The sequence below is a fragment of the Bradyrhizobium sp. Cp5.3 genome, from assembly GCF_000426265.1.
Lineage (GTDB): Bacteria > Pseudomonadota > Alphaproteobacteria > Rhizobiales > Xanthobacteraceae > Bradyrhizobium > Bradyrhizobium neotropicale.
This window is the reverse complement of sequence record NZ_AUFA01000029.1, coordinates 45,869-67,061: the sequence shown is the minus strand read 5'-3', so window position 1 is coordinate 67,061 and position 21,193 is coordinate 45,869. Positions and strand designations below refer to the sequence as shown.

At 65.2% G+C, this 21,193-nt stretch carries 21 protein-coding genes; 2 read left to right on the top strand and 19 right to left on the bottom strand.

Features of this window, described 5'->3' with window-relative positions; genetic code table 11:
• Positions 1 to 275 precede the first annotated feature (275 nt).
• From K289_RS0129745 to K289_RS0129710, 8 genes are all read right to left on the bottom strand, one after another.
• Positions 276 to 1,226 carry a sugar-binding transcriptional regulator gene (locus K289_RS0129745; protein WP_027554835.1) on the bottom strand — a complete coding sequence of 317 codons (951 nt, stop codon included), beginning with the start codon at positions 1,224 to 1,226 and terminating at the stop codon, positions 276 to 278.
• An 8-nt stretch (positions 1,227 to 1,234) separates the two neighbouring features.
• Complete coding sequence (locus K289_RS0129740) at positions 1,235 to 1,900, bottom strand: HAD family hydrolase (protein ID WP_027554834.1); 666 nt, start codon at positions 1,898 to 1,900, stop codon at positions 1,235 to 1,237.
• Between the two features lie 74 nt (positions 1,901 to 1,974).
• Entirely contained in the window at positions 1,975 to 3,888 is a 1,914-nt protein-coding gene (locus K289_RS0129735; RefSeq protein ID WP_027554833.1) for a nitric oxide reductase activation protein NorD, read from the bottom strand.
• Positions 3,889 to 3,896: 8 nt separating this feature from the next.
• Positions 3,897 to 4,709 (bottom strand): CbbQ/NirQ/NorQ/GpvN family protein, encoded by an 813-nt coding sequence (locus K289_RS0129730; RefSeq protein WP_027554832.1) that lies wholly within the window; start codon positions 4,707 to 4,709, stop codon positions 3,897 to 3,899.
• Positions 4,710 to 4,770: 61 nt separating this feature from the next.
• Positions 4,771 to 6,117, bottom strand: a complete 1,347-nt coding sequence (locus K289_RS0129725; protein WP_027554831.1) for a cbb3-type cytochrome c oxidase subunit I — start codon at positions 6,115 to 6,117, stop codon at positions 4,771 to 4,773.
• 37 nt (positions 6,118 to 6,154) lie between these two features.
• Positions 6,155 to 6,607: a c-type cytochrome gene (locus K289_RS0129720; RefSeq protein WP_027554830.1), complete on the bottom strand. Its 453-nt coding sequence runs from the start codon at positions 6,605 to 6,607 to the stop codon at positions 6,155 to 6,157.
• A 111-nt stretch (positions 6,608 to 6,718) separates the two neighbouring features.
• Entirely contained in the window at positions 6,719 to 6,979 is a 261-nt protein-coding gene (locus K289_RS0129715; protein WP_082908123.1) for a cytochrome C oxidase subunit IV family protein, read from the bottom strand.
• A complete protein-coding gene (locus K289_RS0129710) occupies positions 6,979 to 7,554 on the bottom strand; it encodes a cytochrome c oxidase subunit 3 family protein (protein WP_027554828.1) in 576 nt (191 codons plus the stop codon). Before K289_RS0129710 ends, K289_RS0129715 begins: the two co-directional genes overlap by 1 nt.
• Positions 7,555 to 7,731: 177 nt before the next feature.
• On the opposite strand from K289_RS0129710, the gene K289_RS51780 reads away from it, so the two are divergent.
• Together K289_RS51780 and K289_RS0129700 are read left to right on the top strand one after the other, a co-directional pair.
• The gene (locus tag K289_RS51780) at positions 7,732 to 7,887 is read left to right on the top strand and encodes a hypothetical protein (RefSeq protein WP_198024794.1); all 156 of its coding nucleotides are present in this window, start codon (positions 7,732 to 7,734) and stop codon (positions 7,885 to 7,887) included.
• Positions 7,888 to 7,994: 107 nt separating this feature from the next.
• The gene (locus tag K289_RS0129700) at positions 7,995 to 8,420 is read left to right on the top strand and encodes a cupin domain-containing protein (RefSeq protein WP_027554827.1); all 426 of its coding nucleotides are present in this window, start codon (positions 7,995 to 7,997) and stop codon (positions 8,418 to 8,420) included.
• Positions 8,421 to 8,447: 27 nt separating this feature from the next.
• Here the strand turns inward: K289_RS0129700 and K289_RS0129695 are convergent, their stop codons facing one another.
• The 11 genes from K289_RS0129695 to K289_RS0129645 all read right to left on the bottom strand — a co-directional run bounded on the left by K289_RS0129695 (position 8,448) and on the right by K289_RS0129645 (position 21,168).
• Positions 8,448 to 9,710, bottom strand: coding sequence for a sensor histidine kinase (locus tag K289_RS0129695; protein WP_245284036.1), 1,263 nt, complete (start codon positions 9,708 to 9,710; stop codon positions 8,448 to 8,450).
• A gap of 214 nt (positions 9,711 to 9,924) precedes the next feature.
• Positions 9,925 to 11,115 carry a multiple monosaccharide ABC transporter permease gene (gene mmsB / locus K289_RS0129690; RefSeq protein ID WP_027554825.1) on the bottom strand — a complete coding sequence of 397 codons (1,191 nt, stop codon included), beginning with the start codon at positions 11,113 to 11,115 and terminating at the stop codon, positions 9,925 to 9,927.
• A complete protein-coding gene (mmsA, locus tag K289_RS0129685) occupies positions 11,112 to 12,689 on the bottom strand; it encodes a multiple monosaccharide ABC transporter ATP-binding protein (protein ID WP_027554824.1) in 1,578 nt (525 codons plus the stop codon). The genes mmsB and mmsA overlap by 4 nt, the downstream gene beginning before the upstream one ends.
• A gap of 171 nt (positions 12,690 to 12,860) precedes the next feature.
• Positions 12,861 to 13,934 carry a multiple monosaccharide ABC transporter substrate-binding protein gene (gene chvE / locus K289_RS0129680; protein ID WP_027554823.1) on the bottom strand — a complete coding sequence of 358 codons (1,074 nt, stop codon included), beginning with the start codon at positions 13,932 to 13,934 and terminating at the stop codon, positions 12,861 to 12,863.
• A 70-nt stretch (positions 13,935 to 14,004) separates the two neighbouring features.
• Positions 14,005 to 14,883, bottom strand: coding sequence for an SMP-30/gluconolactonase/LRE family protein (locus K289_RS0129675; protein ID WP_027554822.1), 879 nt, complete (start codon positions 14,881 to 14,883; stop codon positions 14,005 to 14,007).
• On the bottom strand, positions 14,883 to 15,959 hold the full coding sequence (locus K289_RS0129670; protein ID WP_027554821.1) for an aldose epimerase family protein: 1,077 nt from the start codon (positions 15,957 to 15,959) through the stop codon (positions 14,883 to 14,885). The genes K289_RS0129675 and K289_RS0129670 overlap by 1 nt, the downstream gene beginning before the upstream one ends.
• 2 nt (positions 15,960 to 15,961) lie before the next feature.
• Positions 15,962 to 16,888 (bottom strand): Gfo/Idh/MocA family protein, encoded by a 927-nt coding sequence (locus K289_RS0129665; protein WP_027554820.1) that lies wholly within the window; start codon positions 16,886 to 16,888, stop codon positions 15,962 to 15,964.
• Positions 16,885 to 17,661 carry a FadR/GntR family transcriptional regulator gene (locus K289_RS0129660; protein WP_027554819.1) on the bottom strand — a complete coding sequence of 259 codons (777 nt, stop codon included), beginning with the start codon at positions 17,659 to 17,661 and terminating at the stop codon, positions 16,885 to 16,887. Before K289_RS0129660 ends, K289_RS0129665 begins: the two co-directional genes overlap by 4 nt.
• Positions 17,658 to 18,638 carry a galactofuranose ABC transporter, permease protein YjfF gene (gene yjfF / locus K289_RS0129655; protein ID WP_027554818.1) on the bottom strand — a complete coding sequence of 327 codons (981 nt, stop codon included), beginning with the start codon at positions 18,636 to 18,638 and terminating at the stop codon, positions 17,658 to 17,660. The genes K289_RS0129660 and yjfF overlap by 4 nt, the downstream gene beginning before the upstream one ends.
• Positions 18,635 to 19,627 carry an ABC transporter permease gene (locus tag K289_RS0129650; protein ID WP_027554817.1) on the bottom strand — a complete coding sequence of 331 codons (993 nt, stop codon included), beginning with the start codon at positions 19,625 to 19,627 and terminating at the stop codon, positions 18,635 to 18,637. Before K289_RS0129650 ends, yjfF begins: the two co-directional genes overlap by 4 nt.
• Complete coding sequence (locus K289_RS0129645; protein ID WP_027554816.1) at positions 19,624 to 21,168, bottom strand: sugar ABC transporter ATP-binding protein; 1,545 nt, start codon at positions 21,166 to 21,168, stop codon at positions 19,624 to 19,626. The genes K289_RS0129650 and K289_RS0129645 overlap by 4 nt, the downstream gene beginning before the upstream one ends.
• Between the last annotated feature and the right edge of the window lie 25 nt (positions 21,169 to 21,193).

Below are 21,193 nucleotides of genomic sequence, written 5' to 3'. Positions count from 1 at the left end.
GCGTATGTTCAGCCCAAGGCGGGAGCTTGTCAAGCAGGCGCACGAGCGATCCCGCAACTTATGAGTGCTGCAGTGCGGGAGGGATGGGAGTTGTTTCAAACAGGCGGCGGCTTGCCCCACCTCTCCCGCTTGCGGGAGAGGTCGCATCGCATCGAAAGATGCGATGCGGGTGAGGGCTTTCTCCTCTCGGGGAGTCTTGCCAGTGGAGAGACCCTCTCCCCACCCCTCTCCCGCAAGCGGGAGAGGAAGCCGAATCCCGCTGAGGCTAGAGCGGCCTAGCGCTCCAGGATCGCCCGTGCCGTCGCTTCGTCGGTGATCAGGCCGTTGATCAGGCGTCCGTTCAGCGCGGCCGCGATCGCGGGAACTTTTGCCGTGCCGACCGCGGCGCCGATCGTCGAGGTTTTGGCCGGCACGTCGGGAGGAATGCTGGTCAGGCGCTTGTTGGTGCCGGCCTTCAGCAGGCGACCCTTGGCGTCATACGCCCAGCCGGTGATTTCGCCGATGGCGCCGAGCCGCATCATCTCGAACAATTCGTCGCGGGTGACGAAGCCGTCGACATGGACCTGCGCCTTCTGGTCCATCTGGCCGATGCCGACGAGACGCATGTCGGCCTTGGCCGCGATCGCCTTGACCTTCGCGATCGGCTCGATGCGGACCATCTTGTTGCGCTCGTCCTCCGACGACATCAGGAACGGCAGCGGCATCGGATAGTGCCGCGCGCCGGTGCGATCGGCGAGCCGGCCGACGGTGTCGTAGAAGCTCGCTGAGCCATCCGCCGAGATGTTGCCGACCAGCGAGACGATCTGGTGATTGGGCCGGTCGATCGGCGTGACGCGCTCGACCGCGGCGCGCACCGCGCGCCCGGTGCCGAGCGCGACGATGACTGGCGTTTCCGAGCGCAGCGTTGCGTCCAGCAAATTGGCGCAGCGTTCAGCGATTCCTGCCGTTGCCTGCGGCGCGGCGGGATCGGCCGGCACTACCTCGCAATGGGCGAGGTCGAACCGCTCCTTCAACCGCGCCGCCAACTCCATGCAGGCGGCAATGGGATGTTCGAGACGGAAGGTGATGAGCCGTTCCGCGAGGCACAGCGAGACCAGCCGCTGCGCCGACGCACGCGAGACCTGGAGCATTTTTGCGATCTCGTCCTGCGTATGGCCGGCGATGAAATAGAGCCAGCCCGCGCGCGCGGCGTCATCGAGCCTGGATTTTTCATTCTCGGCGGCCATGGCAGGCGTCAGACGTCCTTCCAGAAATCGGTCATGTGCGCGAAGACCCGATCAGCCCCGGCAGCGGACAATATAGCCCGGCCATCACGGCCGCGATAATGGCTGCCGCCGACAAATCCCCAGACGGTCATGCCGGCGGCCTTCGCCGCCTGCACGCCGCTGACGCTGTCCTCGATCACCAGCGTGCGCGCCGGATCGGTTTTCATTCTCGCCGCCGCGTGAAGGAAGAGGTCGGGCGCCGGTTTGCCGTGCTTCACCATCTGCGCGGTATAGAGGCGGTCGTCGAAATGCGGCCGGAGGCCGGTGACATCGAGCGAGAGCGAGACGCGGTCGATGTCGCTCGACGACGCCACGCAAAACGGCGCCGTCAGTTCGGACACCACGGCCCTCACCCCCGGGATCGGCGCGAGCGAAGCGGTAAACGTCTTCAGGACGCGCGACTTCAGCCGCGGCCAAAATCCCTCCGGAATGATCTGCCCGAGATCACCGTAGTGCTGCGCGATCGCCTTCGTGCTGCGTCCAAGAAACAGCTCGAGCGCCTGCTCCTCGCTGAGTGCGATGCCGAATTCGGCCAGCACGTCGGACAGACATCGGCAACTCAAGAGTTCGCTGTCGACGAGCACGCCGTCGCAGTCGAAGATGATCAAATCGGGCTTCGGCCGGCCGTTTTCCATCCGGCCATTCGATCATATACCCAAACGATGGGCAATAGCTCACCGGGGCACGTCGTCGCGGGCTTATCCGCGCCTTAATGCGCCACCTGACGGTAAATCGCCGGCAGCGCGGCGGGCAAGCGGCGGATGTTACCGACGATCGCATAGCCGCCGCGCCCGAACAGCGTCGGAAAATAGCACTGCGCCGTCGCATCGATCGTCACGCCGAACACGGCGATGCCGAGCCGCCGCGCCTCCTGCACGGATTTGCGGGTGTCCTCGATGGCAAAGCGTCCCTCGTAATGATCGACATCGTTGGGCTTGCCGTCGGTCAGAACCAGGAGCAGCTTCTTGCGCTGGGGCTGCCGCGCGAGCTCGGCCGAGGCGTGACGCACCGCCGCGCCGATCCTCGTGTAATAGCCGGGCTTCAGCGCGCCGATCCGGCGCTCCACCGTCCCGCTCATCGGCTCGCCGAAGGCCTTGATGGTCTCTAACCGCACCCAGGACCGACGGCGCGAGGTGAAGGTCAGGATGCTGTGGTGATCGCCACAGGCCGAGAGCCCATGGGCGAGCACCAGCAGCGCCTCCTTCTCGACATCCAGCACGCGGTGATTATCGACCCACGCATCGGTCGAGAGCGAGACGTCGACCAGCAGGGTGACGGCGAGATCGTGGCCCTGGGGCCGCATCGCCAGATGAACGCGATCGAGCCCGCCGCTGCCGGCCCACAGATCGCAGCGTGCGCGCACCAGCGCGTCGAGATCGAGCTCGTGTCCGTCCGCCTGCGCCCGCATCAGCTCGTGACGCGGTCGCAACACCTCGAACCTCCGCCGCACCTGGCGGATGTGACGGCGCATGCTCTCATCCGGCAGCCAGCTCTCGCCGGTCTCGGACGCATCGCCCGCGAGCACGCGGCAATGATCCGGCAGATAGGTTCCGCTGCGATAATCCCATTCCGGATAGGTCAGGCCCGCAGCGAGCCGCGAAGCATCAATGGCCTCCGGCGGCAGGTCGAGATCGAATTTGAGCCTGGTTGCGGGCTTGCCGCTCCGGCGTCCGAGCGTCATCTCGTCGAGATCGTCGGCCGCCTTCTGCGCGTCCTCATCCTCACTGTCGTCGGCGGGACGGTCGACATTGACCATCTCGGCCATCGCCAGAATCTTCTCGAAGCGGTTGAGCACGAAAGGATCGCGGCGGTTGGCACCATCGTCGCCCTCGCGGACCGCGAAGCGTTTGCGGTCATCCGACGGCGCGGCCGCCGCGCTATCGCCAGCCTCGTCGTCGCACATCCCCGCCGGCGCGAGGTCGCGCGTCCAGCAATCGCCCCACAGCGGACATGGCAGGATGGCGCGATATCCCGGCGGCGCCCTCTCCGGCAGTGACCCCGTCCCCATCATGGCCGGCCATAGCTTGCCTGCCGGCGGCGCATCAGCGCCAAGCAGGGCGAGCACGATCTGCTCCATCTCCTGTTCGATGCGCGGCAATGGTCGGCGCGGCCGGGCCATGGCCGTTGCTGCGGCGAGCCGTGCGTAATCGTCGAACAGGCCCGGGCATTCCGTCAGCACAAGGACCGCAATCTCGCTGGCCCGCCGCAACATCAGGAGATCGCGCCGCAACGGATCGACTTCCTCGATCGCTTCGGCCGGAGCGAATGCGAACCACGCGGCGAGCCATCGGTACAGCGCAGCGTTCAGCGCGCGATCGGCGAAGATCGCGATCCGGTCCGGCAGGAAGATGGACACGGCATCGCGCCCCGGCTGCTCGATGCGTTCGTCGCCGAGCCCGATGCGCTGGCGCCATCCGAGCCGATGCCCCGCGCGGCGGGCACTGGCGCTGGCGATCTGGACGCCGCCCTCGCCGCCGAGCGCGCGGAACATCACCGCGATCCGTGGGCGGACGTCCGCAAGCGTTACCGCATGCTCGGCATGGACCGGATAGCTCGCGGTGCCGCCGACCAGGCGATGCCAGGCGCGACCGACGGTTTCTTCAAGCTCGAGGAAATCGAGCATCGCCCACCTCAGGAGATCACGGCGCGCGCAACGTCGAGCAGCGCCGCCTTGACGTCGGCATCATCGGTCAGCGGCTCGATCATGCCCGCAAGCACAGCGTCGGCAATCGAGACGCCGGCCGCGATCAGCGTCGCGCAATAGACGACGAGACGCGTCGAGACGCCCTCCTCCAGGTCATGCCCCTTCAGTGCCCGCAGACGACCGGCAAGCACGACCAGCGGCCGCACGCGCTCCGCTGCGAGGCCGCTCTCGGCCGCCACCACCGCGACCTCCTGCTCCGGCGGCAGGAAGCCGAACTCGATGGCGACGAAGCGCTGCCGCGTCGACGGCTTCAGCGCCTTGAGCAGCGTCTGGTAGCCGGGATTGTAGGAGACCACGAGCATGAAGCCCGCGGGCGCCGCGAGTTCCTCGCCGGTGCGCTCCAGCGGCAGGATGCGGCGGTCGTCGGTGAGCGGATGCAGGACGACGGTCACGTCCTTGCGCGCCTCCACCACCTCGTCGAGATAGCAGATGCCGCCCTCCCGCACCGCGCGCGTCAAGGGACCATCGGTCCACACGGTATCACCGCCCCTCAGCAGATAGCGGCCGGTGAGATCGGCGGCGGTGAGATCGTCGTGGCAGGCGACGGTGTGGAGCGGCAAGCCCAGCCGCGCCGCCATGTGCGCGACGAAGCGCGTCTTGCCGCACCCGGTCGGCCCCTTCAAAAGAACCGGCAGGCGATGCCGCCACGCATGCTCGAACAGCGCGCATTCGTTGCCGCTTGCGGCATAGGCCGGAAGCTCGGGTGCTGGCGCCATCACGGCGTGAAGTGCAGATTTCATGATCAGTCTCCGGAATTCCTGAGAAGACGGCCGCGCAATGGTCTGCGCGGCCGCCTCGCGCCTATTCGGCGGGTTGCAGCGCGGCGGGGATGGCCGCCTGCTTCTCGCGGCCGGGCACCAGCACCGCCCAGACGAACATCAGAGCGGCGATCGCGACGAACACGCCGGAGCCGAGGCGGACCCAGTAGAACGTCGCGAGCTGGTCCTGCACGTCCATGTAGCTCTGGCCGAGCACGCGCTGGAGATGGACCTGGATCACGCCGGCGAAGGTCAGCGCAAAAGTCATGGTCATCATGGCCGTGCACATGATCCAGAAGCTCGTCATGCTGAGCCACTGGTTATAGGGCGCACGTCCCTTCAGCTGCGGGATCGCATAGGCCATCACCGCGAGATTCAGCATCACATACGCGCCGAAGAAGGCGAGATGTCCATGCGCGGCCGTCACCTGCGTGCCGTGGGTGTAGTAGTTCACGGAGGACAGCGTGTGCAGGAAGCCCCAGACGCCGGCGCCGAGGAACGCCATCACCGAACAGCCGACCGACCACAGCAGAGCCGCGCGGTTCGGATGCTTGCGTCCCGCCTTCCAGGTCATCTGCACGGTGAAGATCACCATGGTGAAGAACGGTGCGACCTCAAGCGTCGAGAACAGCGAGCCGATCCACTGCCAGTAGCCGGGGGCGCCGATCCAGTAGAAGTGATGGCCGGTGCCGAGAATGCCGGAGAACAGCGCGAGCCCGATGATGACGTAGAGCCACTTCTCGACCACCTCGCGGTCGATGCCGTTGAGCTTGATCATCAGGAAGGCGAGCACGGACGCCATGATCAGCTCCCAGACGCCTTCGACCCAGAGGTGAACGACGTACCACCAGTACATCTTGTCGACGGCGAGATTGGCCGGGTTGTAGAAGGCGAACAGGAAGAAGATCGCGACGCCCCACAGGCCGAACAGCAGAATATTCGTGACCGTGGTCTTGCGTCCCTTGAGCGCCGTCATCGTCACGTTGAACAGGAACATCAGGCAGACGACGACGATGCCGACCTTGATGATGAAGGGCTGCTCGAGGAACTCGCGGCCCTCGTGGTAGTGGAAGAGATAGCCGACCACGGCGATACCGGCTGCGCCAAAGAACATCCAGAACTGGATCTTTGCCAGCAACGGGCTGAACAGCTCGTTCTCGGTTTCCTCCGGCAGCAGGTAGTAGGTCGCGCCCATGAAGCCGATCAGGGACCACACGATCAGCGCGTTGGTGTGGATCATCCTGACGATGTTGAACGGCAGGAGGACCGACAGGGTGTTGGGCAGGACGTAGATGGTCCCGGCGAGGAGGCCGAAGGCGACCTGGGCGAGGAACAACGTCAGCGCGCCGTAGAAATACAGCATCGCGACTTTCTGGGTCTGATATTTCATCGAAGTGCTCTCTGTCTTGAGATCTGGTCGCGGGTGCTCAGCCGGCCTTGTTCGGCGGCCAGTTCTGGCGCTTGATCGTGCTCGTCCACTGCAGGAAGTCGGCGAGATCATTGAGCTCCTGGTCGGTGAGATTGAACTGCGGCATCTGCCGCCGGCCCTGCGCACCGGACGGCTGCGCCTGCATCCAGGCCTTCAGCGTCTCACGCGCACCGTCGGGATCCTCCTTGCCGCCCCAGCGATCCCAGACATTGCCGACTTCGGGCGCGAAATAGGCGCCCTCGCCGAGCAGGGTATGGCAGTTGATGCAGGAGTTCCTCTCCCAGACATGCTTTCCGCGCGCGACCGACGCCGTCAGCGTCGGCGCGTCGGTCGAGCTCGTGACCATGTAGTAGTGGCTGTGCGCCGTCAGCCCTATGAAGATGGCGAAGAAAAAGGCCGATCCGCCGTAGAAGACGTTTCGTGCCGCCGACTTGGTCAGGCGTTCAGCCATTGCCAATCCTTTCCGATTTGAGTCCGAGAGAACGATGATGGTTTTTATTGCCGGTCGGCACGGCCGGTTCTTTGTCTGGGCGCAATGAGTGCGACGATGGCGCGCTCGTCGTCAGATCAAGGCGACGGCGGCGGAGCCGAGCCATGCCAACAGAACGAGGATGACGATCCACGCAGTCACGAGGCCGCGCCACAGCGCCGGCGCAGCGCGCAGATCGAGATAATCGAGCACGATCCGCCGCCCCTTCATGGCTGCGAGGGCAAGCAGCAGAGCGTTGGCGAGCAACGGCCGCGGCACGAGCGATGGCACCAAAATGGTCGCGAGCGCGAGGCCGATCAGCACGATCCACGTCATGTCGAGACGGTCGGGCATCATCGCACCAGATAGAGAAGCGGGAACATGACGATCCAGATCAGATCGACCATGTGCCAGAACGCGGATCCGGTTTCGACGCCGACCACCTCCGCGCGGCGGCAGACCACGGCAAGGATGACGATGCCGAGGCAGACATGCAGGAGGTGAAAGCCGGTCAGGAGAAAGTACAGCGTGAAGAACGTGCTGGTTTCCAGGCCAATGCCGCTGCCGATCTCTCCGCCATATTCCACGAGCTTGATCGCCACGAAGAGCCCGCCGAGCGCCATCGCCCCCACGAGCCAGCCGCGCGAAACCCGCTTCTTGCCTAGGCGTGCGGCAGCCGTGCCGCGCGCGGCTGCCCAGCCGCTTGTCACCAGGACGACCGTATTGAGTCCGGCAAGGCGAGAATCAAGGGCCGCCTGCCCTGCCGCGAACAGCGCAGGATGGATCAGCCGAGCGACCACGAAGGCGCCGAGGAACAAACCGAAGGCGGCAAGCTCGCTGAAGATCAGCACCCAGATCATGGGATCGCCGGGGAGATCTTCCAAGATGCCCCAGCCGGCTTCCTGTTGTTCGCAATCAGCTGTCGACATCTGCTCTCCGGATCAGGACACCGGTCAGCCTTAGCCCACACGTCCCAATCCGGATTTGATCCCCGACAAACAAGGCAGCCGAGATGAAGTTGTTTGCCCCGGCGCAACGTCCGATCGGCGGCCCGGCCGTAGGAACGGTCTCAGCCTCGAAGTTCCAGGGAACGGCGGACGACGATCATGAGCGAAGCACAATTCGGGCTGGTGACCGCCACCCCCATCATCATCCTGTTCGCGGTGGCACTCAGGAGAATGGGCGTGCTGTCGACCGTGGCAACCGTATCCGCGGTCGGCCTGTCCGTCGCAATCGCGGTGGTGCTCTTCACGACGCAATGATCGCAGGATGAGCTAGGCGTCCGCTGCCGCCCCCTATGAGAGAGCCCTTTGGCTTATGGCCGCAGCGCGCTAGTATTGGTGATCGCCCTCTACCCCACGAGTTCGCCATGCCAGAGATCATCAATCTTGGCGCCGTGCAGCTGACCTTTCTGCAGACGAAGGACGACACCGCCGGCAGCCTCGATCTGTTCGAGATGACGCTCCAGCCGAACGCCCGCATGCCGATCCCGCATTATCACGACCGCTGGGACGAGACGATCTACGGACTGAGCGGGATTTCGACCTGGCGGATCGATGGAAACGACATCGACGTGGCCCCGGGCGAAACCGTGTTTATCAAGCGCGGCGCGGTGCACGGCTTCACCAACCGTTCGCCCCGCCCGGCGACCTGCCTGTGCATCCTCAGCCCGGGCGTGCTTGGCCCACGATACTTCAAGGAAATGGCGGCTCTGCTCTTGTCCGGTACGCCCGACCCGGCAAAGCTGAAGGAAACGATGCTCCGCTACGGGCTGGTTCCCGTGCTGCAATCCTGAAGATAAGCGCTCAAGCGCAGGTCGCGATCAATCGTCGATGTCACCCGCGCGTCGATCGGGGGCCACTCTCGGCAAGATGAGTTGAAACGAGGTGCCCGCGCCGGGCTGGCTCTCGAGACGGAGCTGTCCGCCCAATCGATCCACGACGATGCTGTGGACGATATGCAGCCCGAGGCCGCTCGCCCCGTCATGCCGGCGCGTCGTGAAGAACGGATCGAAGGCTCGCCGCTCTACGTCCGGAGCCATGCCACAGCCGTCGTCGGCGAACAGGAGCTCGACATGTTCGCGGTCAGCCGCGCGCAACGAGACATTGATGCTCCCGGTACGGCCGCCGGAAAAGGCATGCGTCATCGAATTGACGGCGAGATTGGTCAGGACCTGACCGAAGGGCCCGGGGTAACTGTCCATGGCAAGATCAGACTCGCAGCGGAAGCTGAGCGCGATGTCGTGCGTTCGCAGCTGCCGCTCGAATTGAGAGAGAACCTGGCCCGTCAGCTCGCCAGCGTCAAAGTGCCGTCGATAGGATTCGGTTTGGTCGGCCGCCACCTGCTTGAAGGATTGAACGCGCTCGGCCGCCCGGCCGAGATTTGTGACGAGCTGCGCAGAAGCATCGCTGACCAGCTCCAGAAACCCGGTCAGGGTTGAACGCTTGAGACTGCCCCGCGCGACTTCTGCCGCGAACTGCTCGGCCTTGCGCTGGAGCGTCGAGGCAACCGTCAGGCTGCTGCCGAGCGGCGTGTTGATCTCGTGGGCGACACCCGCAACCATCCGCCCGAGCGCAGCAAGTTTTTCCGCCTCGATCAAGGAGTCCTGGATGTCGCGCAAATGGCGAAGAGCCCTCTCGGCGGCATCCTTGGCACTGCGGATCTCCCGTTCGGCGCGCTTGCGTTCGGTAATCTCCTCGGCCGCGACGTTGACCGCAACGACTTCACCATTGGGCATTCGCAGCGGATGCCAATAGGTGACCCAGGAGCGCTCCTCGACCTGATCGGCCCGCTGCCCCGCGACCTCGATGCCGATGACGGGGTCGCCGGTCTTCATGATCGAGCGCACGATCTCTTCGACGGAATCCGCCAGGGCCGGCACGCAGTCCCTGACGGAGTGCCCGAGATGACCCTCGACGGATATGCCGCAGATTTCGGTGAGACGCTGGTTGATCAGGAGGTATCGGCAGTCCGGCGACAGACAGGCAAGCCCGATCGGGGCGGTATCGTAGATCAGTTGCAACGCCGGCAATGTCGAGACCAGCATCACCTCCGAAGCCGGCGATGATCTCAGTGTACTCGTCACTCAAGTTCCCCGCGATCCCTTGCGTCAGCCGCATGAAATTAGCACGGACTTGCCTGTTGGTTGATCTAGATCAATGGTACACGCCGACGTGGTTCCGTCTCGTTCCGAGACGCTCTGCGCGTTCGAAGGCGAAAATGTGTCGACCGGTTGGCCGGCGAAAGATGGTGGGCACGGCGTTTTGTCGCCTCCGCCCACCCTGCGTGAGTCCTTGCCCTCACCGCCGCTGATTATACACGTCGATGCAGACGGCCCCGAGCAGCACCAGGCCCTTGATGACCTGCTGGTAGTCGATGCCGATGCCGAGGATCGACATGCCGTTGTTCATCACGCCCATGATCATGGCGCCGACCACGGCACCGCCGACGCGCCCCACCCCGCCATAGGCCGAGGCACCGCCGATGAAGCAGGCGGCGATGACGTCGAGCTCGAAGCCGAGGCCTGCCTTCGGGGTCGCGGTGTTGAGACGCGCGGCGAAGACCAGGCCGGCAAGCGCGGCAAGCACGCCCATGTTGACGAAGGTGAAGAAGGTCAGCCGTTCGGTCTTGATGCCCGACAGCTTTGCCGCCTTGGCATTGCCGCCGACGGCATAGATCTGGCGCCCGATCACGGTGCGACGGGTGACGAAGCCGTAGAGCGCGATCAGGGCGCTCATGATCACCAGCACGTTCGGCAGGCCGCGATAGGTCGCGATCAGATAGGTGAAATAGAGCACGGCACAGGCGAGCACGACGCTCTTGCCGAGGAAGAACGCGTAAGGCTCGACCTCGATGCCATGCGACTGCTCGCGCGAGCGGCTCTTGGCGCTGGCATAGACCAGCGCCAGGGCCAGCACCGCACCGATCAGCATCGAAGTCGGATGCAGCGTGCCGGTCTCGGGCAGAAGTTCCGGGATGAAGCCCGACGACAGCTTCTGGAAGGTCGGCGGGAACGGCCCGAGCGACTGGCCCTGCAACACCGCCAGCGCAAGGCCCTTGAACACGAGCATGCCGGCCAGCGTCACGATGAAGGACGGTATCTTGAAGTAAGCCACCCAATAGCCCTGAGCGGCGCCGATGGCAGCGCCGACCAGAAGGCAGGCGATGAAGGCGAGCGTGTAGTCCACCTTGTACGTCACCATGAGCACGGCGGCCACGGCGCCGATGAAGCCTGCGACCGAGCCGACCGAGAGGTCGATATGGCCGGTCACGATCACCAGCAGCATGCCCAGCGCCATGATGACGATGTAGCTGTTCTGCAGCACGAGGTTGGTCAGGTTGAGCGGCTGGAGCAGCGTTCCGCCGGTGACGACCTGGAAGAACAGCATGATCGCAACCAGCGATATCAGCATGCCGTAGTTGCGTAAGTTGTTCTTGATGAAACTGCCGTGCCGGCGCTCCTCGGGCAGCGAAACCGTCTTGTCGGTCATGGCTGCGATCCTCCCATCTCCGCGGCCTCAGGCTCGCCGCTCTCATAGTTTCTGTCGTTGCGCATGATGGCGCGCATGATCTTCTCCTGCGTCGCCTCGGTTGCCGGAAACTCGCCGACGAAAGCACCGTCGTTCATGACGCAGATGCGATCGCAGATGCCGAGCAACTCGGGCATTTCCGAGGAGATCACCACGACGCCACGCCCGGCTTCCGCGAGCTCGTTGATGATACAGTAAATCTCGTACTTCGCACCGACGTCGATGCCCCTGGTCGGCTCGTCCAGGATCAGTACCTTGGGGTCGGTCATCAGCCATTTCGACAGCACGACCTTCTGCTGGTTGCCGCCGGAGAGCTGGCCGGTCTCCTGGTAGACGTCGGAGCAGCGGATCCGCATCCGGTTCCGATAGTCGCTGGCGACCTTCAGCTCGGCGATATCGTCGATCACCCGGCCGGGCGCGACCTGATCGAGGCTTGCCAGCGTGATGTTCTTGCGCACGTCGTCGGCAAGGATCAGCCCGAGCTGCTTACGGTCCTCGGTGACATAGGCAAGGCCGGCGTCGATCGCGGCCGCCACGCTCGGCAACACCATCTCCCCGCCCTCGAGCCGGAGACTACCACTGACATTGGTGCCCCAGGAACGGCCGAACAGGCTCATGGCGAACTCTGTGCGGCCCGCGCCCATCAGCCCGGCGATGCCCACGACCTCGCCACGCTTGACGCTGAAACCGACGTTCTTGATCACCTGCCGTTCGGGATGGATCGGATGGTAGACCGACCAGTTCGAGACCTCGAGCACGGGCTCGCCGATCGTCGCGCTGCGCTCGGGAAATCGATGGGCGAGATCGCGGTTGACCATGCTGCGAATGATGCGGTCTTCCTCGACCGGTTCGGCGCGGCAATCGATACTGTCGACGGTGCGGCCGTCACGCAGGACGGTGATGTGGTCGGCGACGCGGGCGACCTCGTTCAGCTTGTGCGAGATCAGGATCGAACCGATGCCCTGCTCCCGGAATTGCATCAGGCGCTCCAGCAGCGCCGCACTATCGGCTTCGTTGAGGCTCGCGGTCGGCTCGTCCAGGATCAGCATCCGCACCCGCTTGGACAGCGCCTTTGCGATTTCGACGAGCTGTTGCTTGCCGACGCCAAGATCGGTGATCAGCGTATCGGGCGATTCTCTCAAGCCGACTTGTGCGAGAAGCTCCCGCGTGCGCCGGTATACCTCGTCGCGATCGATGACGCCGAGCTTCGAGGGCGGATGCGACAGGAAGATGTTCTCCGCGATCGACATCAGCGGGATCAGCGCCAGCTCCTGGTGGATGATGATGATGCCGAGCGCTTCGGAATCGTTGATGTCGCGGAAGCGGCGTTCCTCACCGTCGAAGACGATGGTGCCCTCGTAGCTGCCGTGCGGATAGACCCCGCTCAGCACCTTCATCAGCGTGGACTTGCCGGCGCCGTTCTCGCCGACGAGGGCATGGATCTGCCCGGCCTCGACCGAGAAATTGACGTCGCGCAGCGCCTGCACACCGGCAAAACTCTTGCTGACGTTGCGCATTTCCAGCATTGCAGTCATTGCGTCGTGTCCCTTACTTCGCGTCTCCCCGCGCGCGGAGAGGCCGAAATGCGCGCGCCGCGCGGATTTCTGGTGAGGGGGAGTCTCCGCGAGTCCCTTTGCCACCTCCCTTGCGGAGGCTCCCCCTCACCCCGACCCTCTCCCCGCAAGCGGGGAGAAGGAGAGTGACTCCTACTGGAATTGCGACTTCTTGTAGTAGCCGCTGTCAACCAGGATCTTCTCCCAATTGTCCTTGTAGACCACGACCGGCTTCAGCAGGTAGGACGGCACCGTCTTGGCGCCGTTCTCATAGGTCTTGGTGTCGTTGACGGTGACCTGCTTGCCGGCGAGCGCCGCGTCGACCATGTCGGCGGTCACCTTGGCGAGGTCGCGGGTGTCCTTGAAGATGGTCGAGTACTGATCGCCGCGCAGCATCGCCTTGATCGAGGGCACTTCGGCGTCCTGGCCGCTGATGATCGGCATCGGCTGATCGGCGCTGCCGTAGCCGACGCCCTTGAGCGACGAGATGATGCCGATCGAGAGGCCGTCATAGGGCGACAGCACTGCATTGACCTTCTTGTTGCCGTAGTAGGCGCTGAGCAGATTGTCCATGCGGGCCTGCGCGGTGGCGCCATCCCAACGCAGAGTCGCGACCTTGTCCATGCCCATCTGGCCGGAGACGACGACAAGCTTGCCGCTGTCGATATACGGCTTCAGCACACTCATCGCGCCGTTGTAGAAGAAGTAGGCGTTGTTGTCGTCCGGCGAGCCGCCGAACAGCTCGATGTTGAAGGGACCCTTGCCCTCCTTGAGGCCAAGTCCCTGCACGATCGACTCCGCCTGGAGCACCCCGACCTGGAAATTGTCGAAGGTCGCGTAGTAGTCGACATTCGGCGTGCCGCGGATCAGGCGGTCATAGGCGATCACGGTGATGCCCTTGGCCTTGGCCTGCTTGAGCACGTCGGAGAGCGTGGTGCCGTCGATCGCGGCGATCACCAGCGCCTTGGCGCCCTTCGTCACCATGTTCTCGACCTGCGAGAGCTGGTTCGGAATGTCGTCCTCGGCATATTGCAGGTCGGTGTTGTAGCCGCGCTCCTTCAGCACCTTGACCATGTTGTTGCCGTCGTCGATCCATCGCGCGGAGGATTTGGTCGGCATGGCGATGCCCACGGTCGCCTTGTCCTGGGCGGACGCGGGGGTGCCCGTGGCCATCGCGGCGGCACTCGCAAACGCAAGCGCAAGGAACGTCGTCTTCAGTTTCTGCATGTTTCACTCCCTTGGGTGTCAGACTGTTGTCGTGTGGTCGAGAACGCGGTGTGTCCTGGTTCGAAATCTCCTATGCGAGCTTGACGTCGGGCTCCGCGCGACCGCGCGCGGATGCCTCGAGCAGAAAGGTGCGGCCAGCTTGCGGATCGGCGGCACGCGCGGCCGCGTCCATGTCCTGCCAGGCGGAGGTGACGAGCAGGCGCGACAGATCGGGCCCGACGAAGGCGGGACAGCTCGCCTGCCTTGCCGGCACGTGCAGCGAGCGCAGGCGCTCGCCCTGCGGACTGTAGATGTCGATGCGGCCAGCGCCCCAGCAGGCGTTCCAGATCTGACCCTCGGCGTCGCACACCGAGCCATCGAGCCCGCCGATGCCGGTGTGGCGCAGCAGCACCTCGGGCTCGGCGCGCGGCAATCCCGTGGCCGGATTGAGCGGAACGGTATAGAGCACGGCGCGCGCGGTGTCGGCGAAGTAGCCGATGGCGCCATCCGGCGAGAAGCAGATCGAATTGGGGATGCTGATGCGAGGGAACAGCATCGAGATCTTGCCGCGATGGAAAGCATAGATTGCGCCGGCCCCGGGTTCGGCCTTGCGGCCCATGGTGCCGATCCAGAACGTGCCGGACTGGTGCACACGAGCATCGTTGGAGCGCGTGGCAGGATTGTCGGCTTCGAGCGGACAAAGCAGTGTCATTGCGCCGTCGGCGATCTGGCGGATGTAGAGCCCGTCTTCCGCGACGACCAACTGGCGTTCGGCATCGATGCGCCCGAGTGCGCTCGCCATCCGGCCGAGCGCGTGGACGCGGATCTCGCCGCTCCCGAGCTGCGCCTCGAACAGCCGCCCTTCGCGGATGTCGAACCACCAGGCGGTGTCAGTGGTCACATCATAGGTCGGCCCTTCGCCGAGATGGCAAGGCTCGGGGGAGAGAACGGACGTCGGCACCTGTTCCATCATGGCGACCTCACAGCAAACCGATAGAACGTGTGATGCCGATAGACTTCGTCCGGCGCAAGGCGCGGGCTCGGAAAATCCGGCCGGTTCGGCGCGTCCGGCCAGATGTGCGGCTCGAGACACATGGCGTCCGACTGCCGGTAGAGCTTGCCGTCCTTCCCCGCAATCGTGCCGTCGAGATAGTTGCCGGAATAGACCTGAAGACCGGGCTGATCGGTGAAGAGCTCCATGACACGCCCCGAGCGAGGGGCCTCCAGCCGTGCCGCAAAACGAAGCTTGCCGTCGCGCGTAAGGCAGTAGGTGTGATCGTAGCCCTTGCCGTTGCGCAATTGCTGATCGTTCTCGCGGATGCGCTCGCCCACCGGTCTTGCCGTGCGAAAGTCGAAGGGCGTGCCGGCGACCGCCCGCGGCGGCTCGGGCAGCGGAATTGCGGTCGGATCGATCGCGAGAAAATGCTCGGCCGCGACCGTCAGCAGGTGGTCGAGGATCGGCGTGCCCGACGTCGCGCCTTCGAGATTGAAGAAGCTGTGATTGGTCAGGTTGACGATGGTCGGCCGGTCCGTCCGCGCCTCCATGCTCAGCGACAGCTCGGTCGGTCCGGTGACGCGATAGGTCAGGCGCACATCGAGCCGTCCGGGATAATTCTCCTCGCCATGCGCGCTGACATAGGTGAGCGTGACCGCGGGCTCCGCGCCCTCGTCGATCTCGGCAATCTCCCAGAGCTTCCGATCAAATCCGTCCAAGCCGCCATGCAGCGCATTCGGACCGTTGTTGACGGGAAGCTGCACCGTCTCGCCGTCAAGCGAAAAACGTCCCTTGGCGATACGGTTGGCATAGCGGCCGACGGTCGCGCCAAAAAACTTCCGTTCGACGAGATAACCGGCGAACGCGTCATGGCCGAGCACGACGTCGTCGTGACCGCCCGTCGCGTCCGGCGCGATCAGCGCCTGCAGCACCGCGCCGTGGGTGATGATGCGCGCCTCGAACCCGCCAGCCCCGCGCAGCACGATGCGTTCGACGTTGCGGCCATCCGGCAGCGCTCCGAAAACGTCTTTTGCGATTTTTGAGGCCGCCATGTTCAATCCACAAACGGTTCGACGATGGTGCGCTTGCCGAGCAGGAAGGCGTCGGCGACGAGACGAAGCGGCGCCAGGTCGACGTCGCTTGCGCCGGTCGCTGTGAGATCGACGAAGCGCCGGTAGAGTCCGCGATATTCCTCATCGGGCGCCTCGGCAATGACCTTGCCGTCGACGACCATACGCGCGCCACCGCCGGACAATGTCATCCGGCCCTGGTCTGTTTCCACGACGATATCCCAGCTCTGCGGTCCGGTCTGGCGAAAGTCGAACTCGGCGGTAACCGGCAGGCCGCGGATGTCGGTCAGCATCAGGTTCGCGGCGATCGGCGCCTGGCAGTTGGCCGGGAAGGCAAGCTCGGCCGCCGTGACGAACACAGGCTTGGGCAGGATGCGGGTCAGGATCGACAGCGCGTTGATGCCGGGATCGAACACGCCGAGCCCCCCCGGTTCCCAGATCCAGTCCTGCCCGGGATGCCAAACGCGCACGTCTTCTTTCCAACTGATGTGGACGGAGGTGATGCGGCGCGCGGCGAGCCATTGCCGCGCCGGTTCGACCGCCGGGGCATAGCGCGAGTGCCAGGTCGCAAACAGCGTTCGCTTTGCCTCCGCAGCCATCCCGATCAGGGGATCGAGCTCGGCAACGCCGGTGCCGGGTGGCTTTTCCAGCATCACGTGCTTGCCGGCGGCGAGCGCCGCGGCGGCCTGGGCGCGCCGGACCTGCGGCGGGGTGCAGAGCGACACCGCGTCGATCGGCGGTCCCTTCTCCAGCAATTCCTCGATGGTGGCAAAATGCGGCAGACCAGGCAGCGAGGCGTTGCGGCTCGCGATGGCGGCAAGCGTCGCGCCCGGGGTGGCCGAGATCGCGCCGACATGCTGGTCACGCGCGATCTTGCCGAAGCCGACGATGGCGATACGAAGTTCGGTCACGATCTCTCTCCGGATTCCTCGGATGGCAGCGCCTCGGCCGGTGCGGTCTCGATCACCGTGCCCTCGTGGCGATGCATGCCGTTGTGAATGACGAAGATCATCGCCTCCGAGGCGGCGTCGGCATCGCCCGCCGCGATCGCATCGACGATCTTCTGGTGCCAGAGCAGCACGGTGTCGCGGTCTTCCGGCTCGACCGGCGCGCTCAGGAGGAACGAGGCGCGCAGAGCGGCCTCGATGACGTGACCGATCGAGCGCATGAACAGATTGCCGGATGCGCGCGCCACCGCGACGTGCAGCGCGAGGTCGGCGTCGGCAAAGCCGACGGAATCGGAGGCTTCAATCCGCATGCGCTCCATGCTGCGCCTGAGATCGGCGATGTCCTGCTCCGACCGCTGCGCGGCCGCGAGCATGGCCGCCCGCGGCTCGACCGCGAGACGAATTTCGGCGAGGTCGTTCAGGAAACGCTTGTCGATGCCGGCGTCGAGATGCCAGGCCAGCACGTCGGCGTCGAACATGTTCCAGGCGCCGCGCTCGCGCACGACGGTTCCGACCCGCGCCTTGGTGGTGAGCAGACCCTTGGCGACCAACGTCTTCACGCTCTCCCGCAGCACCGGCCGCGATACGCCGAACATTGCGATCATCTCAGCATCGCCCGGCAGCCGCGTCCCCTCCGCATAGCGGCCGGCGATGATGTCGACACCGATCGAGCGGGCCACTTCCGCATGGTTGGAATGCGCCCGCCGCGTCGGGATCACCACGATGCGCGAAGTCATGAGGCAGCTCCTGCACTCCTGGCGACCGGCCGGCGCGCCAGCGCGACCAATCCCTGCTGCAAGGCGATGAACGCGAACAGCAGCACGCCGGTCGCGATCTTGGTCCACCAGCTCGACAGCGTCCCGTCGAAATTGATGTAGGTCTGGATCAGGCCCTGGATCAGCACGCCGAGAAAGGTGCCGATCACCGAGCCCTGCCCGCCCGTGAGCAGCGTGCCGCCGATCACCACCGCCGCGATGGTGTCGAGCTCGACACCGACGGCGGAGAGCGAATACCCGGCGCTGGTGTAGAAGGAGAAGACGATACCGGCAATCCCTGCAAGGAGGCTCGACAGCATGTAGATCTTCACCGTCATCTTGCCCACGGCAACGCCCATCAGGCTCGCGGTCGACCGGCTGCCGCCGAGTGCGTAGACATTGGCGCCGAACCGGGTGAGATGCAGCAGCAGCGCGCCGCCGAGCACGATCACCAGCATGATGATCGCGATCGCCGTCAACCGCCCGCCGCCGGGCAATCGCAGCGCGAAGTCCGACACGGTCGAGTAGATCGGCGCGGTGATCGGCACCGATTCCGTCGAGAGCAGAAAGCTTGCACCGCGGGCCAGGAACATCCCAGCCAGCGTCACGATGAAAGGCGGCAGATCAAAGACATGAATGACGGCGCCCATCGCCGCACCGAACGCGGCGGAGAGCGCGAGGACAGCGACGAAGGCGACCAGCGGCGTCACGCCCCAACGCTCGATCGCGAGCGCAACGAACACGGTGGTGAAGCCGATCACCGAACCGACCGAGAGATCGATGCCGCCGGAGACGATGACGAAGGTCATGCCGATCGCAACGATGCCGAGGAAGGCATTGTCAGTGAGGAGATTGCCGACCACGCGGGTCGAGGCAATGTTGGGAAACTGAACGGCGCAGAGCGCAAAGCCTGCGACGAGCACGATCGCCGTGATGAGGACGGGCGGGAGGCCTCTCATGCTTTCGTCCTCCGCAGCCGCGCGACGATGCTGCCAAAGCCCGACAGTTTCGGCGATTGCAGCAGCAGTACCGCGAGCACCACCACCGCCTTGACCAGCAAATTGAACTCCGGCGGGTAACCGGACAGCAGGATGCCCGTGTTCATAGTCTGGATGATCAGTGCGCCGAGCACGGCGAGCACCAGACTGAAGCGACCCCCGAACAGCGAGGTGCCGCCGATCACCACCGCGAGGATGGCGTCGAGCTCGAGCCAGAGGCCGGCATTGTTGGCATCCGCCCCCATGATGTCGGCAGCCGCGATCACGCCGGCGAGCGCGGCGCAGATACTGCACCAGACATAGACGGCCATGATCATCGCGCGCGTGCCGACGCCGGCAAGCTCGCTCGCCCGCGCATTGCCACCGGTCGCCTCGATCAGGAGCCCGAGCGCCGAGCCGCGTACCACCGCGCCGGTGAGGATCAGCATGCCTAAGGCGATTGCGACTGGCACCGGCAGGCCGAGCACCGCGCCATTGCCGAGCCAGACCAGGTCTTGCGAGCCGAACGTCACGATACGGCCTTCGGTGATGAGCTGGGCGATGCCGCGCCCCGCCACCATCAGGATCAGCGTCGCCACGATCGGCTGCATGCCGAGCACGCTGACGAGAAAGCCGTTCCAGAGGCCGCAGAGAAGACCCGCGCCGAGCGCAGCCGCGAGCACGATCGGCAGGCCGTGACTGTCGGCGAGGCTCGCCGCGATCGCGCCCGAGATCGCCATGACCGCACCGACCGACAGATCGATGCCGCGGGTCGCGATCACCAGCACCATGCCGAGCGACAGCAGCGCCACCGGCGTGCCGCGATTGAGCACGTCGATCAGGCTGCCGAACAGCCGCCCGTCCTGAAGGCGCAGGTCGAAGAATTGCGGCGAGACGACGCGATCAACCGCCAGGATGACGATCAGCGCAAGGATCTGGGCAAGGCCGCGGCGCGGCAGGAGCGCTGTCATGCCCTGCCCTCATGCGCAACAGTGGCACCGTCGGCCGCAATCGCCGCGAGAATGTTGCTGACGTCGATCGCCTCGCCCGTGAGCTCGTCGACATGGGCGCGGTCGCGCAGGACCACCACGCGGTCGGAATAGGTCACGATCTCATCGAGCTCGGAGGAGATCACGAGCAGCGCGAGACCATCGTCGCAGAGCTCGCGGATCAGGCGGATGATCTCGGCATGTGCGCCGACGTCGATGCCGCGCGTCGGCTCGTCCAGCACCAGGAGCCGCGGCGAGGTCGCGAGCCAGCGCGCGAGCAGCACCTTCTGCTGATTGCCGCCGGACAACAGGCCGACGGGGCGCTCGGGATCGGCCGGGCGGATGTCGAGCATCCTGACGTAGCGGCGCGCGATCTCGTCCTGCTCACGGCGCGACAGCGGCAGATAGAGGCCGCGCTTGGCCTGGAGTGCCAGCACGATGTTCTCGCGCACGGTGAGATCGGCGACGATGCCGTCGGTCTTGCGCTCCTCAGGGCAATAGCCAAAGCCGAGGCGCACGCCATCGCGCGGTGTCTGAAGCCGCACTGAGGCGCCCTCCACCTTCGCCTGCCCGCGATCGGCGCGTTCGGCGCCGAACACCAGCCGCGCCGTCTCGGTCCGGCCCGATCCGAGCAGGCCGGCGAGACCAACGACCTCGCCATGACGCAGCTCGAGATTGAACGGCGCGACATAGCCGGCCTTGCCGTAATTCTCGAAGCTCGCGCAGACCTCGCGCGCTTTATGCTCACCTGCCGACGCTCGCTCACTGGTCGTCTCCGCAAGCTCGCGGCCGAGCATCATCCGGATCAGCTCGAGGCGCGGCAGCGATGCGGTCTCGCGCTCGCCGACGAGGCGCCCGTTGCGCAGCACCGTGATGCGGTCGGAAATCTCGTAGACCTGGTCGAGGAAATGGCTGACGAAAACGATGCCGATGCCGCGACCGGCAAGCTGGCGCATGATGCCAAAGAGGATATCGACCTCGTGGCGGTCGAGGCTCGCGGTCGGCTCGTCAAGGATCAGCACGCGCGCGGAGAGATCGACGGCGCGCGCGATGGCCGTGACATGCTGCACGGCGACGGAATAGCTGCCGAGCGGCGCGGCGACGTCGATATCGAGGCCGAATCCCGCAAGCAGTGCTTTCGCGCGCCGCCGCATTTCGGCCTCGCGCACGATGCCGAAGCGCATCGGCTGGCGGTCGAGGAACAGGTTCTGTGCCACCGAAAGGTTCGGTAGCAGATTGACCTCTTGGTAGACGGTGGCGATGCCGGCCTGAAGCGCCGCCTTGGCCGAGCGCGGCGCAACCTCTTCGCCACCGAGCCGGACGATGCCGCCATCGCGCGGGAACACGCCAGTGATGACCTTGATCAGCGTGGATTTGCCGGCGCCATTCTCGCCGAGCAACGCATGGATCTCACCGGCACGCAGCGTGAAGTCGACCTCCTGCAACGCGCGCACCGCACCAAAACTCTTGCTGATCCCGCGCACCTCCAGGAGCGGCGGAGCAGGATCGAGGCTGTTCTCCATAGCGACGTCACTCCCACCGGGGCCC

What these genes read in the sequence shown, in the direction of transcription:
- K289_RS0129745 (WP_027554835.1), bottom strand. Translation starts at nt 1,226, where the DNA reads ATGGCCGCCGAGAATGAAAAATCCAGGCTCGATGACGCCGCGCGCGCG.
- K289_RS0129740 (WP_027554834.1), bottom strand. Translation starts at nt 1,900, where the DNA reads ATGGAAAACGGCCGGCCGAAGCCCGATTTGATCATCTTCGACTGCGAC.
- K289_RS0129735 (WP_027554833.1), bottom strand. Translation starts at nt 3,888, where the DNA reads ATGCTCGATTTCCTCGAGCTTGAAGAAACCGTCGGTCGCGCCTGGCAT.
- K289_RS0129730 (WP_027554832.1), bottom strand. Translation starts at nt 4,709, where the DNA reads ATGAAATCTGCACTTCACGCCGTGATGGCGCCAGCACCCGAGCTTCCG.
- K289_RS0129725 (WP_027554831.1), bottom strand. Translation starts at nt 6,117, where the DNA reads ATGAAATATCAGACCCAGAAAGTCGCGATGCTGTATTTCTACGGCGCG.
- K289_RS0129720 (WP_027554830.1), bottom strand. Translation starts at nt 6,607, where the DNA reads ATGGCTGAACGCCTGACCAAGTCGGCGGCACGAAACGTCTTCTACGGC.
- K289_RS0129715 (WP_082908123.1), bottom strand. Translation starts at nt 6,979, where the DNA reads ATGCCCGACCGTCTCGACATGACGTGGATCGTGCTGATCGGCCTCGCG.
- K289_RS0129710 (WP_027554828.1), bottom strand. Translation starts at nt 7,554, where the DNA reads ATGTCGACAGCTGATTGCGAACAACAGGAAGCCGGCTGGGGCATCTTG.
- K289_RS51780 (WP_198024794.1), top strand. Translation starts at nt 7,732, where the DNA reads ATGAGCGAAGCACAATTCGGGCTGGTGACCGCCACCCCCATCATCATC.
- K289_RS0129700 (WP_027554827.1), top strand. Translation starts at nt 7,995, where the DNA reads ATGCCAGAGATCATCAATCTTGGCGCCGTGCAGCTGACCTTTCTGCAG.
- mmsB (WP_027554825.1), bottom strand. Translation starts at nt 11,115, where the DNA reads ATGACCGACAAGACGGTTTCGCTGCCCGAGGAGCGCCGGCACGGCAGT.
- mmsA (WP_027554824.1), bottom strand. Translation starts at nt 12,689, where the DNA reads ATGACTGCAATGCTGGAAATGCGCAACGTCAGCAAGAGTTTTGCCGGT.
- chvE (WP_027554823.1), bottom strand. Translation starts at nt 13,934, where the DNA reads ATGCAGAAACTGAAGACGACGTTCCTTGCGCTTGCGTTTGCGAGTGCC.
- K289_RS0129675 (WP_027554822.1), bottom strand. Translation starts at nt 14,883, where the DNA reads ATGGAACAGGTGCCGACGTCCGTTCTCTCCCCCGAGCCTTGCCATCTC.
- K289_RS0129670 (WP_027554821.1), bottom strand. Translation starts at nt 15,959, where the DNA reads ATGGCGGCCTCAAAAATCGCAAAAGACGTTTTCGGAGCGCTGCCGGAT.
- K289_RS0129660 (WP_027554819.1), bottom strand. Translation starts at nt 17,661, where the DNA reads ATGACTTCGCGCATCGTGGTGATCCCGACGCGGCGGGCGCATTCCAAC.
- yjfF (WP_027554818.1), bottom strand. Translation starts at nt 18,638, where the DNA reads ATGAGAGGCCTCCCGCCCGTCCTCATCACGGCGATCGTGCTCGTCGCA.
- K289_RS0129650 (WP_027554817.1), bottom strand. Translation starts at nt 19,627, where the DNA reads ATGACAGCGCTCCTGCCGCGCCGCGGCCTTGCCCAGATCCTTGCGCTG.
- K289_RS0129645 (WP_027554816.1), bottom strand. Translation starts at nt 21,168, where the DNA reads ATGGAGAACAGCCTCGATCCTGCTCCGCCGCTCCTGGAGGTGCGCGGG.